Source organism: Alcaligenes sp. 13f (assembly GCF_020496585.1).
In the GTDB taxonomy this organism is placed as follows: domain Bacteria; phylum Pseudomonadota; class Gammaproteobacteria; order Burkholderiales; family Burkholderiaceae_B; genus Alcaligenes; species Alcaligenes phenolicus.
The window spans coordinates 173,119-187,484 of sequence record NZ_JAHKKC010000008.1; the positions used below are offsets into that span (position 1 = coordinate 173,119).

Sequence of the window (14,366 nt, forward strand, 5' to 3'; positions counted from 1 at the left end):
TTTTTTTCTTCAAAAGACTTGCACAAAGATAAAAACACCTTCATAATCTCAATTCTTCGTTGGTGGTCGACAAAACGAACACCGAAATGGGGGTATAGCTCAGCTGGGAGAGCGCTTGCATGGCATGCAAGAGGTCAGCGGTTCGATCCCGCTTACCTCCACCAAAAAACGAAGATTAGCTGTAGAGTCCTGTCCCCTTCGTCTAGAGGCCTAGGACACCACCCTTTCACGGTGGGTACAGGGGTTCGAATCCCCTAGGGGACGCCAAGATTCTTGGCAACCGCTGCGGAGCGGTAGTTCAGTTGGTTAGAATACCGGCCTGTCACGCCGGGGGTCGCGGGTTCGAGTCCCGTCCGCTCCGCCAAAAGATTTAAAAAATCAGTCCCAGACTGGTTTTAGCAGTTTGAAGTGGCAAGCCTCGTCAAGCCTGACACTTATTTCGATACTTTGGTTTTTTGACGCAGTTAAAAAACGAAGTAAAGAAAATTGGGGGTATAGCTCAGCTGGGAGAGCGCTTGCATGGCATGCAAGAGGTCAGCGGTTCGATCCCGCTTACCTCCACCAAAACGACGATTTAGTTGTAAGTCCTGTCCCCTTCGTCTAGAGGCCTAGGACACCACCCTTTCACGGTGGGTACAGGGGTTCGAATCCCCTAGGGGACGCCAAGATTCTTGGCACCGCTGCGGAGCGGTAGTTCAGTTGGTTAGAATACCGGCCTGTCACGCCGGGGGTCGCGGGTTCGAGCCCCGTCCGCTCCGCCAAAAAATTCAAAAAGCCTGATAGATTTCGATCTGTCAGGCTTTTTTCATTGGTGGATTTCGGCCTGCAAGCATGCGCACCAGAACACCTCTCTCAGCCTCTGGTGCCTACCGCTCGTCTACGGATACTGTGCAAAGAAAAACCGATAAGCACTAATGCCCCTCCAAACAGGCATACCGCATGCCACCCACCCAGACGCCAGGCAATACCAGCCCCCCATGATCCAGTCGCACCACCCACGAACATGCCGCTCATAAATAGCGTATTCAATCGGCTCCTGGCCTCCGGACGGAGTGAGTAAATCACATGCTGATTGGAAATGAGTGCCAACTGCTCACCAATATCCAGCAACAAAATGCCCACAATCAAACCGGCAAGACTGCTCCAAAGCCCCAACACGGGGTATGACAGCAACATGATCAGGCAAGCAGCCGTGATAACAATATGCGGTCCACGATGATCTGCGCTGCGACCCGCCAGTGGAGCAATCAAAATCCCGGCAGCACCGACAACACCCATCAAGCCAGCTACATCCGCTCCCAAGCCGTATGACTCCTGCATGTGCAATGCCAGAACTGTCCACAAACCCATAAAGGAGCCAAACAGGACCGCTTGAATACGGGTTGCTCTACGCAACAAAGGCTCTTCCCGCCACAGAACGATCAAGGACTTTATAAGGCTGAAATAACGTTGATGCACCTGGGGATTGCTATGGGGCAATTTGAGAAAAAGCATGAGCCAAGCAATCGCCGTCATCACTGCACCTAAGCAATATGTGGCCCGCCAGCCCCAATGATCGCCAATAAAGCCACCCACAGCCCTACCCAATAAAAGACCGCACAACACCCCGCTCATTATCGTGCCTACTACTTGTCCCCGGCGGCTCGGCGTCGCTAGTTCTGCCGCAAAAGGCACAATTTGTTGAGCGGCTGATGCAGAGATCCCCACCAACACGGACGCACAGACAAACCCCCAGGCATTGGGGGTTACCGCCAGACATACCAGCCCGACCAGCAAAACCGCCGCCTGCCCCAGAATCAATTTTCTACGGTCAACCCGGTCTCCAAGAGGGACCAGAAAAAACAGGCCGCAAGCAAACCCCAACTGGGTCGCCGTCGGGGCCAGATTAATCAGCCCTCTTTCCTGCGGAAATGCCTGTTGCAACAGTTCCAGAAGTGGCTGGTTGTAATAGACATTCGAGACAAATACGCCGCAGGCAATCGCCATTACCATCAGAAGCGCCGTATCCAGACGACGCACCAAGGCGGATTCTTTGGACATCACTGACTCACAAAGTAAAAAGCAGGCTGTCATGGTGAAGGAACACGTAGCCAAAGTCTTTGGCCTACAATTTCAGACGTCTGAAATCTGCCTTTTCCGCCCAACTTTACCCAGAGACAAGCATGTCTAACGGTACTCACCCCGCCCCTCAGAAACACTCAAGATCCGCCCAGGCCCGCGACGACGATATGCTGGCATTTGGCCGGTACCAGCTATTTCCGGGCCTGCGGCTTTTGCTGCGGGACGGTGTGCGGTTGAAGGTAGGCGAGCGTGCGCTTGATGTGCTCATCTACCTTGTAGAGGCAGCAGGAAAAGTGGTGCCAAAAGACTCACTCCTTTCGCAGATATGGTCCAAGGACGTGGTCGAGGAAAACAGCTTGCAGGCACAGATCTCATCATTACGGAAAACTCTGGGTGACGATAGAGACCTTATTTCCACGGAATTTGGCCGAGGCTATCGATTCACCGGCGCTGTGCAACCCCATCAAGCGGCAAGCCCAATTATTGCTCATCAAACACGGAGCAAACTGCCACGTCCCAGGTCCCCCTTGATCGGCCGTATAGAGGAGCTACTGGAATTAAATCGGCTCCTTGCAAGCCAATGCCTGATCACGCTCGCCGGCCCTGCCGGTGTCGGCAAGACCCGTTTGGCCATAGAGCTGGCCTCTGAAGCAAGCCCACTTTTCCCTGATGGTGTTTACTTCGCGGACCTGTCCCAACTTGGCAGCCCCGCCTCTGTATTACCAAGCATCTCAAGCGCCTTGGCCGGCCTTGTCGGCACAGACACACAGGCCGCATCGCATCCAAACAGAGCACTCCTGCTAATTGATAACTGCGAACATGTCGCTTCGGCTTGCGCACACGTGATTGAACAACTTCTGGAGGCCGACCCGAAGCTGAGCATCCTCCTTACCAGCCAAACCCCTTTGGGACTGGAGGGCGAGCAAGTCTTTCGCATCACCCCTCTCTGCGTCCCCGCACACCCCATCAAGTTAGAAAACGCACGAGCATACAGTGCTATCGAGCTGTTCGTACGCCGGGTTATCGCCGCAGACTATCACTTCAAGCTGACCGAAGATAATCTGGATCAAATTACGGCACTCTGCAGAGCGCTGGACGGGGTTCCCCTGGCGCTGGAAATTGCTGCTGCCCGAGTTCCCTCGCTAGGGCTGGCTGCCGTCGCTGAAGACCTGGCTATTTCCTCGGGTTTGCTGGCCGCCCGGAAGACCCCATCCTCGGGGCGCCACCAGACACTGGGCGAGGCCATGCAATGGAGTTACCACTTACTGAACTCGCGTGAACAAAACGCTTTTCAGGAACTGGCTATTTTCCCTGGCGATTTCACCCTCTCCGCTGCAGAACAAATCGTCTCAGCAAGACCCAAAGACTCGACCAGACTGCCCGACATTATTTACGGATTGGTTGAAAAGTCCCTGCTCACCCTGCAAGCCGGAACGCAAACTATCCGCTATCGCTATCTGAGTATGCTGCGCGCATATGCCCTGGAGCAGCTTGGGGATCGACAGACTGTTTTGGCGGACAGACATGCGCACTTTACTGCCCAACTGGCATCCCAGGCTCAACACGACTGGATGTCCTTACCCACGCCCCCGTGGAGGCAGCAATATGAACACCACATCGATGACATCAGAACCGCTTTGGACTGGGCATTCCGAAATAATCAGCACCGCAGTCTGGGACTCCATATCCTGGCCAACTCCGCCCCATTCTGGATACAGTTGTCGCTTCACGATGAAGGTCGTCAGAGAATTACGGATGCACTCAAACAAAGCACAGGCTCATCCCTAGAAGAACAGCAGGAGATGATGATTCAAGCCGCCCTGGCCACCTCCCTGACCTGGTCACGCGGCCCGACGCCAGAGAATGGACAAGCATGGACCCGAGCTGGCGAGCTCGCATTGCAGCTGGGCGACAGGGAGATGCAGCTACAAGCGGAATACGGCCTATGGCTCTTTCATCTTCGTAGCGGCCGGTACACCCAGGCTCTGGAACACGGCCAGAACATGGCGGATTTGGCTCTACAGTTCTCTGACCGAGCCGCTTTTCTGACTGCCCGCCGTCTAATTGGCACGTCCTATCATTTTTTAGGACGGCACACTGAAGCCTTATTTGAAATCGAGGCCATGCTTGATGCCTATGTACGCGACGAACGCCATGGCTCTCACTTCCGATTCGGATTGGATCAGCGCGTCGCGGGCTGGGCTTTTCTTTCCCGCATTCTATGGGTCATGGGGAACACGAACAAAGCTCGCCATGCGGCCCAATTAGCGATCGAGGAGGCCATACCGCTGGATCACGCTTGCACCTTATGTTGTGCACTGGCGGAAGGAAGCTGCACGGTGGCAGCGCTTTCAGGGGATAGCCAGGAGGTCACTCGAATGTCGCAAGAGCTAAATCAGCTTGCTGGCCAACATGGTTTGGAGTTCTGGGCACGGTATGGTTCGGCATTTGCGCTTTGGGCAAAAGTCGCCGGAAACCCCGCTGAAGTTCCTTTCCAAACACTCCAGTCAGCTCTGACACAGTTACAGGAGCACGGGTTTGACACGGCATATTCTGTTTTCTTGTCTGACTTTGCACATGCAATGATCGAACAAGGGCATAGCCCGGAAGCGGTTGCACTCATCAAGGCCCGCCTTGCTGATGAGACCGCTGAAGAGCAACTATGGAACGCCCCGGAACTGCTGAGAATTCAGGCGCAGGCAATGATGCATCTCCCATCCGAACAACCATACGCATCAGCTACCTTGCAAAAAGCGCTATCCCTGGCACGCTCTCAACAAGCCAAAGCCTGGAAAGTCAGACTCAAAGCATGATCCCATCCTGCGGATGCCCTGCTGCCTGCTCAAGCCATCGGCTGATCTAAAAGGTTTGCCTGCCAAGAAGAGTCCCATCAAGCAAAAAAACGGGATATGTGGCCTCAATTTACTTGCCGCGGCTTAACAAGGAAGTTAATGTATTGCGTTATCGTTACTTCAACATTCAACTTCTATGCCAGCCAGTACCCTGGGCCAGCGTGGTCCGACCGAGCATCATCGCCGCGAACAGATCATTGAGCAGGCCAATACGCATTTCCGGCTCTACGGGTATCGCAAGACCTCTGTTGCCAGCCTGGCCAAATCCATAGGCGTGTCCAGCGCTTATCTCTATCGTTTTTTCGACTCCAAGCAGGCTATCGGCCAGGCGATCTGCCACTCTGTGCTCAAAGGCATGCACGTGCAGCTGCAACAGATTGTGGAGGGCGACTTGCCCCCTATCGAACGTCTGCGCCACTTCATTGAAACCGCCTGCACGCTAAGCCTGGAGCTGTTCTTGCAGGAAGGCCGCATGCAAGAAGTGGTCATTGAAGCGCTGCAAAACAATTGGGCAACAGTGGACCAGCACAGAGAAGATTTGCTGACCCAAATCACCGCCCTGGTGCGCGCGGGCCGTGAAAGCGGCGACTTTGAACGCCGCACGCCCTTGGACGAGGTGGTTCAAGGCATCCTGTTTGCCTTGACCGCCTGTCTACACCCTGTCTTGCTGGAAATACATCCGCCTGAAAAAACCCGCCAAGGTTTGCTGGTGGTAACGCAGCTTATCCTGCGCAGCCTGATGCCTTGAACATCACGCCCCAAGTTACAGTTCATCCAACTATTTACCTACCCGGAGTCCTGCATGGCTCTTTTTCGCTCTCTTAGTCCTGTCTTGAGTTTGTCCGCCGCCCTTGTACTGATGGGGTGCAGCCAGCAGACGCAGGAGGCCGACCCTCGCACTCAGGCTCCTTTGGTCATTCAAAGCGTGATTCAGCCCAAGGCCGATCAGCAGCGACGTTTCCTGGGACTGGTCAGCGCACGGGTGGAAAGCCCGCTGGCATTTCGGGTAGGCGGCAAGATTGATACACGCAAGGTCCAGAACGGCGAGCACGTGGAAAAAGGCCAGCTCTTGATGACGCTGGATCCCAAAGATCTGCAACTGGATTACCGCGCCCGTCTGGCTGCCGTGCAGGCCGCCCAGGCTCAGGCCGAACAAGCCCAGTCAGATTACAAACGCTTGTCCCTGCTGGTAGAGCAAGGCGGTGTTTCCCGTCAGGCGCATGAACAAAGCCAGAAGGCACTGCGTAGCGCACAGGCAAATCTGAAGTCCGCACAAGCACAAGCTGAAATAGCCCGCAACGCCGACCAATACAGTTCCCTGAAAGCAGAAGCCAGCGGCATCATTACCGCCCAGATTGCGGATGTTGGCCAAGTTGTCAGCCCAGGGCAAGCCGTGCTGCGCCTGGCCCAGGATGGTCCACGTGATGTCATTGTCAGCCTGCCCGAGCAGTGGGATATTCCGCTGGGTACTCGCGCCACTATTGAGCTGACGGACTCCCAGGAAAGCCTGCCCGCCCAACTGCGCGAGTTGGCCCAATCCTCTGACCCTGCAACCCGCAGCTATCAGGCCCGCTTTTCCTTCGAGGGCGAGAATGTCACCGCAAGACTGGGTTCCAGCGCCATTGTGCATTTGACGCCCCCGGATGCAGACGCCTTGAATCAAGTACCACTGACTGCAATTTACGATGCGGGTAAAGGGCCCGGCGTGTGGGTAATTGATGATCAGAAAACTGTGCACTGGCAGCCCGTGACCATTGCCAAACTGGCCCAGGAACACGCTTACCTGTCCCAAGGCCCTGAAGCCGGCACCGCCATCGTGGCGTTGGGCGCTAACCTTTTACATGAAGGCCAGGAAGTTCGTCCTGAAACACGCGAGGTCAAGCAATGACAGGCCGCTTCAATCTCTCCGCTCTGGCGGTGCGTGAACGGGCCATCACGCTGTTCCTGATCATTGCCCTGGCAGCGTCCGGCATTTACTCCTTCGTGAAACTGGGTCGAGCCGAAGACCCGGCTTTTACCGTGAAAGTGCTGACCGTCACCGCCATGTGGCCCGGAGCCACCGCCCAGGAAATGCAGGATCTGGTGGCCGAGCCCATGGAAAAGCGCATGCAGGAACTGCGCTGGTTTGACAAGGTAGAGACGGTTACTCGTCCCGGCACAGCCTTGATGGTGGTGACCCTGAAAGACACCATGCCGCCCGCGGACGTTCAGAGCGAGTTCTATCAGCTCCGCAAGAAGCTGCAGGATCAGGCTCCGCGCTTGCCCAAAGGCGTGCAGGGGCCGTTTGTGAACGACGAATACTCGGACGTGTCCTTCAGCCTGTTCGCGCTGCAAGCCCCCGGTCTGCCACCGCGCCTGCTGACTCGCGAGGCCGAGAAAGTACGCAGTCAGCTACTGCAAGTCCCCGGCGTCAAGAAGGTGAATATTCTGGGCGAGCAAAGCGAGCGTATTTTTGTCGATCTGGACGAAGCCAAGCTGCACAATCTGCAGCTCAATCCTCAACAGATTCTGGAAGCCTTGTCCAAGCGCAGTGCCATGACAGCCAGTGGTGCCATCAGCACCGATGGCCCGCGTATTCACATGCGCCTTAGCGCCGGGCTGGAGGATGTAGAGGCCATCAGCAATACCTATATCTACGTGCAAGGCCACAATCTGCGTCTGGGCGACATTGCCACCATCAGTCGTGGATACGAAGACCCGCCCAGCTTCGAGATTCACCACAACGCACAATTTGCCATGTTGCTGGATGTGGTGATGCAGGAGGGCTACAACGGCCTGTATCTGGGCAAGGATCTGGAAAAGGCACGGGAAGATATTGCCGCTGCCCTGCCCCTGGGCTTCTCCCTGGATACCGTCACCAACCAGTCGGTGAACATTGCCTCCGCCGTAGGCGAGTTCATGTTCAAGTTCTTCGCGGCGCTGAGCGTGGTGCTGCTGGTGTGTCTGGTCAGCATGGGCTGGCGGGTCGGGATCGTAGTGGCTGCCGCTGTGCCCCTGACGCTGGCCATGGTGTTCGTCATCATGATGATGACAGGCAAGGTGTTTGATCGGGTAACGCTGGGCGCGCTGATTATCTCGCTGGGCCTGCTGGTGGACGACGCCATTATTGCGATCGAGATCATGATCGTGAAAATGGAAGAAGGCATGGACCGCCTGAAAGCCGCCGCCTATGCCTGGAACCATACGGCAGCCCCCATGCTGTCCGGCACCCTGGTGACGATTATCGGCTTTCTGCCGGTGGGTTTTGCCCGTTCCTCTGCCGGGGAGTACGCCGGCAATATCTTCTGGATTCTGGCCGCTGCCCTGCTGACGTCCTGGCTGGTCGCGGTGGCCTTCACTCCCTATATGGGCGTGAAATTGCTGCCCGCCATTCCAGCCCGTCCTGGCGGCCATCAGGCCATTTACGACACCCCCAATTACATGCGCCTGCGCCGCATGATTGCCTGGTCGGTACACCACAAGTTTCTGGTGGCCGGAATTGTGGTGACGGCCTTCGTGCTGGCGGTTGTAGGCATGGGTTTCGTCAAACAGCAATTCTTCCCCACCTCCGACCGGCCCGAGCTGCTGGTAGAGGTGCAGTTGCCCGAGGGCAGCAGTATTCAGTCCACGCAGACCGTTACTCGCAAGGTGGAGAGCTGGTTGCGCGAGCAGCCCGAAACCAAGCTGGTCACCAGCTATGCCGGGCAAGGCGCACCGCGCTTTTTCCTGTCCTACAACCCTGAACTGCCTGATCCCTCCTTTGCTCGTCTGGTGGTGCTGACGGCTGATCACCACGACCGCGATGCGCTGCTGCAACGCTTTCGCCAAGTGGTGGCCGATGGCCTGACACCAGAAGCGCGCGTCCGTGCCACTCAGCTGGTGTTCGGGCCATCCACCAAATACCCGGTGGAGTTCCTGGTACGTGGCCCTGACCTGAACAAGCTGCGTGATATTTCCGAGCAGGCCATGGCGGTGATGCGGGCCGACAAGGACATGCGTCAGGTGAACGTGGACTGGGGTTCGCGCGTACCCGTCCTGAAGCTGGACGTAGACCCACAACGTCTGCAAGCCTTGGGGTTGAATCGCCAGAGTCTGGCCGAACAAATCCAGTTGCAGCTGGATGGCACAACCGTTGCGGAATACCGCGAGGACCTGCGTAATGTGCTGGTTGTGGCGCGCAGCTCGGCCAGCAACCGCCATGACCCAACTCGCCTGTCCGGCCTGACCGTCATGAATGATCAGGGCCAGAACCTGCCCTTGGAGCAAGTCGGCAAGCTGGAAATCATGCAGGAAGAACCCAAGCTGGCCCGTCGCAACCGCCTGCCCACCATGACAGTGCGGGGAGATATTGCTCCGCACGTGCAACCGGCAGAAGTGGCCAACCGGGTGATGAAGGAGTTTGCCTCCTTGCAGGCTTCCCTGCCCCCTGGCTACCTGATCGAGATGAGCGGCATCACCGCCGAGGCCAAGAAGTCCAATGACGCGCTGCTGCCCGTCTTCCCGGTCATGATTGCCTTGATGCTGCTGGTTATCGTGATTCAGGTACGTTCGCTCTCGAACATGATCATGGTGTTCCTGACCGCCCCCTTGGGCCTGATTGGCAGCGTGCCCGCCTTGCTGATTTTCCAGCAACCCTTTGGCTTTACGGCGATTCTGGGGCTGATTGGTCTGGCGGGGATCCTGATGCGCAATACCTTGATTCTGATTGAGCAGATCAAGACCAACCGGGCTGAAGGTGCCTCGCCCTACGATGCCGTGATTGAAGCCACTGTGCAGCGTGCCCGCCCCGTCATTCTGACGGCGCTGGCGGCGGTACTGGCCTTCATTCCGCTGTCCTTCTCCGTGTTCTGGGGCTCCATGGCCCTGACACTGATCGGCGGTACAGCCATTGGCACCATCCTGACGCTCTTGTTCTTGCCCAGCTTGTATTCGATCTGGAATCGAATCCAGGATCCACGCGCCTCATAACTTGCTTGAAGGCTGAAACTGTGTAAATAATGGATGCATGGTTTGAACACAAACAAACCATGCATCCCACTGCCAGTCTTGTGGGTCCAGAGAACAGAACGACGCAAGATAGCTTATGTCTACACAGAAAGACCTGCCCGCCGCCCTGTCTCACGCTTTCGAGAAGGCGATCTACCGTGTACACAGCCCAAAGGGCGATATGGACGTGCGCATCGGCCAGCTCAACCGCCCTCTGAATCAATTACTGGAACAAGAAAACAGCCGTGGTGCGGCAATTTTGACCGCCTGCAATCCAGGCGCACAAATTTGCAGCCGTGCCTTTAACGATGCGGTTCAGGAAAGCTTGCTGCGCGATTTGCAGAAACTGGATCTGCGCTGGTGGCCCGCTGTGAATCTGGACCCCAAGGGCAAATGGCCGGATGAACCCAGCCTGCTGGTGCTGGACATCAGCCTGCAACAGGCACGCTGGCAAGCACGCCTGTTCAAGCAATTGGCTTTTGTCTATATACCGCTCAATGGCAAGCCGCAGCTGCATCAAGTGCAGCAGCGCCTGCCGGTGTCTGATCAGGCCGCTTCAAACAGCCCCGTTCCCTTCTAAGCGCTGACGAAAGTCTTCAGCAATGGCGGCACCTTTCAGCCGCCCTTCCGGCAAAACCTGCGCCCAGGCGCGCCACTCGTGGCCGGTTGCTACCAGCACGCCGTCCATATTGAAGACTTGATATTCAAGCTTGAAACGCCGGTCCAGCCATTGAGCCACATGCACGCAAACGCGAATCTCGCGATCATAGGTGACAGGTGCGCGGAAGTTGGCACCGACATCCACCAATGGCGTTACCGCATCATATTCCTGGCGCAAGATACGCTGGCTCAAGCCTGCTTGCCGCAGCCACGCCTGATACGTGCAATCAAACCAATAAAAATAATTGGGATAGAAAACAATCCCGGCCTCATCGCAATCACCCCATTCCACGGTGATGCGGCGCTCGAACACGTGCATGTTTATCCTTTTGCAAAATCGCCTGCCAGTTTACCTCGGATAAAAAGGTGGAAACCACGGTAATCAGGCACTGAATCAGCCGCTGAAACATTTTGAAAACACTACCTTTGAAATAGTTTGTATCCCTCACAATGATTGAAATTAAGCGAAGTTAGCGACAATTTCGTCTAAGCATCACTGAAATAGGCCCCATAGCGAGAAAAGCCTCCGGAGCCTGCCAGCCCCAGGAGTCGTCTTTCACAGGCAGAAAACCTAGCATAGCTGCGTCACTGAATAAGGTAGCCTGCCATGTCTGTAAATACCCCCGCACCCTGGACGATTCGTCGCATCATGGAGCTTTACGAGCTGCCCTTTATGGACCTCGTGTTCCAGGCGCAGACCGTACATAGACAGCACCACCCGGCCAATCAAATCCAGCTCTCCAGTCTGCTCTCCATCAAGACAGGCGCCTGTCCCGAAGATTGCTCCTACTGCCCGCAATCCTCCAAATACCAGACCGAGCTGGAACCTGAACCCTTGATGCCCCTGGAACAGGTATTGGAAGCGGCCCGCGCCGCCCAGGCACAGGGTGCTCAGCGTTTTTGCATGGGTGCCGCCTGGCGCTCTCCTACCGAAAAACAGTTGGACCAGGTAGTTGAGATGGTTAGCGCCGTCAAAGCGATGGGGCTGGAAACCTGTGTCACCTTGGGCATGCTCAAAGACGGTCAGGCGCAGCGCCTGAAAGATGCCGGGCTGGACTACTACAACCACAATCTGGACACCTCCCCCGAGTTCTATGGCCAGATCATCAGCACACGCACATACCAGGACCGCCTGGACACGCTGGAACGCGTACGCGCAGCCGGTTTGAACAGTTGCTGCGGCGGGATTATCGGCATGGGTGAAAGCCGTCGCGAGCGTGCTGGTCTGCTGGCTCAGCTGGCCAATATGCGCCCTTACCCCGAGTCCGTGCCTATCAACCAATTGGTGAAAGTACCGGGCACGCCGCTGGATCAGGTCGATGATCTGGACCCCTTCGAGTTTGTACGTACGATTGCCATTGCGCGTATCCTGATGCCCACCAGCGCCGTGCGCTTATCGGCGGGTCGCGAAACCATGGATGACAGCACCCAGGCCCTGTGCTTTATGGCCGGTGCCAACTCCATTTTCTATGGCGAGCAATTGCTGACTACCGGCAACCCGCAGTTTGTGGCGGACCAGGATCTGTTTGCCCGCCTGCAACTGGAAGCGGCCAAAACCACACTGTCCGAACCCCCTTTGTCATTGGAACAAACCCGTCCACGCGCTATGGTCGAGGCCCTCTAACATGCTCACTCTGATCGCCAGCATTCTGTGCAGTGTTGCCGTTTCCATTCTGCTGAAAGTCGCTCGCCAGCGGCAGATCGATGTCGCCCAGGCCATCATGGTCAACTATGGCGTGGCGGTCACCTTGAGTCTGGTATTGCTGCAACCGCATCCCAGCAGTCTGCTGAATCCTGCTACCCCCTGGTGGATTCTGATTGCCTTGGGTGTGCTCTTGCCCAGCGTCTTTCTGTTCATGGCGGCGGCAGTGCGGCAAGCCGGGATTGTGCTGAGCGATGCTGCCCAGCGCCTGTCCCTGTTTATTCCCTTGCTGGCGGCCTTTCTCTTGTTTGGCGAGCATCTGGCTGGTCAGAAACTGCTGGGCATCGCCCTGGCCCTGATTGCCTTGCTGTGCCTGCTGATACGTCCGCGGCAGGCCAGTAGCCAGGAAGCAGGCTCCGGGCATCCTGCCCTGATGCTGCTGGCTGTGTGGCTAGGCTATGGCGTGATCGACATCATGTTCAAGCAGCTTTCCAAAGCCGGTGCAGCTTTCTCCAGCAGTCTGGTGGTGTCCTTCTCGCTAGCCGGTGTGCTGATGCTGTGCTGGCTGCTGGCCAAGCGCACCAGCTGGCACAAAGGCAGCCTTTTAGCCGGTCTGGTGCTGGGCCTGCTGAACTTCGGCAATATTTTCTTTTATATCCGCGCCCACCAGATCTTCCCGGAGAACCCCACTCTGGTGTTCTCGGCCATGAATATTGGTGTGATTGCCATGGGTGCCATCATCGGCGCGGGCTTCTTCAAGGAAAAGCTCAGCGCGCTCAATATGGTGGGGGTTGCCCTGGCCATTGGCGCTATCGTGGCCCTGATTCCGCGGTGAACAATGTCGGGCGTGTCTCATACATGCCCGCGTAAACGCACTATACGAGAATTCTTATATTTGACATTTAAAACTTCAGGGACCGCGGCTTTTCATCTCCTGTAGATTAGAAAAAAACGATTTTTACCGACGCCCACGTCGGAGACTACACAGGAGACATGATCATGACCGGATTTACCCGTCGCCAGTTACTGCTGGCCGCCGCTTCCGCTGGAGCCGGCGCACTGGCTGCCCCTTGGCTTGGCCGCAGTGTGCTGGCGGCCAACAAACCCGTCGTTGCCGCCCTGTTCTGCGGCCACATTGATGACAACGGCTTCATGCAAGCTGGTTATCAGGGCTTCAAGAAGGCCATGGACCAGTTGCCCATTACCGGCCACTACAAAGACCAGGTGGCCAACGAAACCCAGGCACAAATTGCCGCTCTGCGCGAACTGGCAACACAATACAAACCGGCCTTGCTGATCGCCCACGGCGGTCAGAACACCGATGCTGCCCTGGCCGTTGCCAAGGAGTTTCCGGATACCCGCTTTGTGATCACGCAAGGTGCCGTCACTGCCAGCAATCTGAGCAGCTATGACGTGCGTCAGGAAGAGTCAGCCTGGCTGGCCGGTGCCTATGCCGCCCTGATGACCAAGACCGGCGTAGTGGCCCACCAGTCCGGCATACGCGTACCCCCTGGTTTGCGCGCCCGCGCTTCCTATGCTGCTGGCGTCAAGCATGCCAATCCGGATGTGAAGCTGCTGACAAACTTCTCCGGCAACCAGGATGATATTGAGCTGGCCGCGCGGGTCACCCAGGCACAGGCCAAAGCTGGTGCAGACATCATCTACACCATGCTGAACAAAGGCCGTAGCGGCACAACGCAGGCCTGCCGTGAACTGGGCATCAAAGAAATTGGCAATGTAATTGACTGGGTCGCCCGCGAGCCCGACGTATTCGTCGGTTCCGCCTGGGCCGATGTAGGCATTGGCGTATTTGAAGCTTGCAAGGATCTGAGCGAAAACAAGTTCGAGTCCGGCAAGATCTTCAAGGTTGGCCTGCAGCAACCGGATGCGGTGCGCCTGATCATGGCCCCGGACACACCGGATGCCGTGCGCCAGCGTATTGCAGCGCTGCAGCAGGATATTCTGGCTGGCAAGATTGAGGTTGAGGCCGAATTCAAAGGACCTGAGTTCCAGATTTAAGATCCGGGCAGAAATAAAAAACCCAGGCTTGGCCTGGGTTTCAGACTGCTGACAAACCCTCCCATAAAACAGCAGGCTTGTTCATAATACGTTCATGCTTAAGACCCCGACTGCTTATCAACATGAATGGGAAATGGTCACGCTGGACTCCTTGGTTCCGGGCGACC

The 14,366-nt window shown here is 56.5% G+C and carries 10 protein-coding genes and 6 tRNA genes; 14 read left to right on the top strand and 2 right to left on the bottom strand.

Going from position 1 to position 14,366, the window contains the following annotated elements; translation table 11 throughout:
• Positions 1-88 precede the first annotated feature (88 nt).
• The 6 genes from KOE80_RS09255 to KOE80_RS09280 all read left to right on the top strand — a co-directional run bounded on the left by KOE80_RS09255 (position 89) and on the right by KOE80_RS09280 (position 761).
• Positions 89-164: transfer RNA gene (locus KOE80_RS09255), tRNA-Ala, on the top strand.
• 27 nt (positions 165-191) lie between these two features.
• Positions 192-267 (top strand) — tRNA-Glu (locus KOE80_RS09260).
• A 20-nt stretch (positions 268-287) separates the two neighbouring features.
• A tRNA-Asp gene (locus KOE80_RS09265) sits at positions 288-364 on the top strand.
• 124 nt (positions 365-488) lie between these two features.
• Positions 489-564 (top strand) — tRNA-Ala (locus KOE80_RS09270).
• A gap of 25 nt (positions 565-589) precedes the next feature.
• Positions 590-665, top strand: a tRNA-Glu gene (locus KOE80_RS09275).
• Positions 666-684: 19 nt separating this feature from the next.
• Positions 685-761, top strand: a tRNA-Asp gene (locus tag KOE80_RS09280).
• 91 nt (positions 762-852) lie between these two features.
• Here the strand turns inward: KOE80_RS09280 and KOE80_RS09285 are convergent.
• Positions 853-2,040, bottom strand: coding sequence for an MFS transporter (locus KOE80_RS09285; protein ID WP_226348961.1), 1,188 nt, complete (start codon positions 2,038-2,040; stop codon positions 853-855).
• A gap of 122 nt (positions 2,041-2,162) precedes the next feature.
• On the opposite strand from KOE80_RS09285, the gene KOE80_RS09290 reads away from it, so the two are divergent.
• From KOE80_RS09290 to KOE80_RS09310, 5 genes are all read left to right on the top strand, one after another.
• Complete coding sequence (locus KOE80_RS09290; RefSeq protein ID WP_226348962.1) at positions 2,163-4,874, top strand: ATP-binding protein; 2,712 nt, start codon at positions 2,163-2,165, stop codon at positions 4,872-4,874.
• 175 nt (positions 4,875-5,049) lie between these two features.
• The gene (locus KOE80_RS09295) at positions 5,050-5,661 is read left to right on the top strand and encodes a TetR/AcrR family transcriptional regulator (RefSeq protein ID WP_035271186.1); all 612 of its coding nucleotides are present in this window, start codon (positions 5,050-5,052) and stop codon (positions 5,659-5,661) included.
• 54 nt (positions 5,662-5,715) lie between these two features.
• Positions 5,716-6,801 (top strand): efflux RND transporter periplasmic adaptor subunit, encoded by a 1,086-nt coding sequence (locus tag KOE80_RS09300; RefSeq protein ID WP_009463858.1) that lies wholly within the window; start codon positions 5,716-5,718, stop codon positions 6,799-6,801.
• Positions 6,798-9,860: an efflux RND transporter permease subunit gene (locus KOE80_RS09305; RefSeq protein WP_226348963.1), complete on the top strand. Its 3,063-nt coding sequence runs from the start codon at positions 6,798-6,800 to the stop codon at positions 9,858-9,860. The genes KOE80_RS09300 and KOE80_RS09305 overlap by 4 nt, the downstream gene beginning before the upstream one ends.
• A gap of 115 nt (positions 9,861-9,975) precedes the next feature.
• Positions 9,976-10,458: a DUF3293 domain-containing protein gene (locus KOE80_RS09310; protein ID WP_035271189.1), complete on the top strand. Its 483-nt coding sequence runs from the start codon at positions 9,976-9,978 to the stop codon at positions 10,456-10,458.
• On the opposite strand, the gene KOE80_RS09315 is transcribed toward KOE80_RS09310, so the two are convergent.
• Entirely contained in the window at positions 10,435-10,857 is a 423-nt protein-coding gene (locus KOE80_RS09315) for an acyl-CoA thioesterase (protein ID WP_060186313.1), read from the bottom strand. The genes KOE80_RS09310 and KOE80_RS09315 overlap by 24 nt on opposite strands.
• A 288-nt stretch (positions 10,858-11,145) precedes the next feature.
• Here KOE80_RS09315 and bioB point away from each other — a divergent pair, with 288 nt between their 5' ends.
• The 3 genes from bioB to KOE80_RS09330 all read left to right on the top strand — a co-directional run bounded on the left by bioB (position 11,146) and on the right by KOE80_RS09330 (position 14,199).
• On the top strand, positions 11,146-12,162 hold the full coding sequence (gene bioB / locus KOE80_RS09320; RefSeq protein WP_083054143.1) for a biotin synthase BioB: 1,017 nt from the start codon (positions 11,146-11,148) through the stop codon (positions 12,160-12,162).
• Position 12,163: 1 nt separating this feature from the next.
• Positions 12,164-13,015, top strand: coding sequence for a hypothetical protein (locus KOE80_RS09325; RefSeq protein WP_060186311.1), 852 nt, complete (start codon positions 12,164-12,166; stop codon positions 13,013-13,015).
• Between the two features lie 164 nt (positions 13,016-13,179).
• Positions 13,180-14,199: a BMP family protein gene (locus tag KOE80_RS09330; RefSeq protein WP_226348964.1), complete on the top strand. Its 1,020-nt coding sequence runs from the start codon at positions 13,180-13,182 to the stop codon at positions 14,197-14,199.
• Positions 14,200-14,366: the final 167 nt, after the last annotated feature.

Coding starts and splice junctions, on each gene's coding strand:
- KOE80_RS09285 (WP_226348961.1), bottom strand. CDS start 2,040: ATGTCCAAAGAATCCGCCTTGGTGCGTCGTCTGGATACGGCGCTTCTG.
- KOE80_RS09290 (WP_226348962.1), top strand. CDS start 2,163: ATGTCTAACGGTACTCACCCCGCCCCTCAGAAACACTCAAGATCCGCC.
- KOE80_RS09295 (WP_035271186.1), top strand. CDS start 5,050: ATGCCAGCCAGTACCCTGGGCCAGCGTGGTCCGACCGAGCATCATCGC.
- KOE80_RS09300 (WP_009463858.1), top strand. CDS start 5,716: ATGGCTCTTTTTCGCTCTCTTAGTCCTGTCTTGAGTTTGTCCGCCGCC.
- KOE80_RS09305 (WP_226348963.1), top strand. CDS start 6,798: ATGACAGGCCGCTTCAATCTCTCCGCTCTGGCGGTGCGTGAACGGGCC.
- KOE80_RS09310 (WP_035271189.1), top strand. CDS start 9,976: ATGTCTACACAGAAAGACCTGCCCGCCGCCCTGTCTCACGCTTTCGAG.
- KOE80_RS09315 (WP_060186313.1), bottom strand. CDS start 10,857: ATGCACGTGTTCGAGCGCCGCATCACCGTGGAATGGGGTGATTGCGAT.
- bioB (WP_083054143.1), top strand. CDS start 11,146: ATGTCTGTAAATACCCCCGCACCCTGGACGATTCGTCGCATCATGGAG.
- KOE80_RS09325 (WP_060186311.1), top strand. CDS start 12,164: ATGCTCACTCTGATCGCCAGCATTCTGTGCAGTGTTGCCGTTTCCATT.
- KOE80_RS09330 (WP_226348964.1), top strand. CDS start 13,180: ATGACCGGATTTACCCGTCGCCAGTTACTGCTGGCCGCCGCTTCCGCT.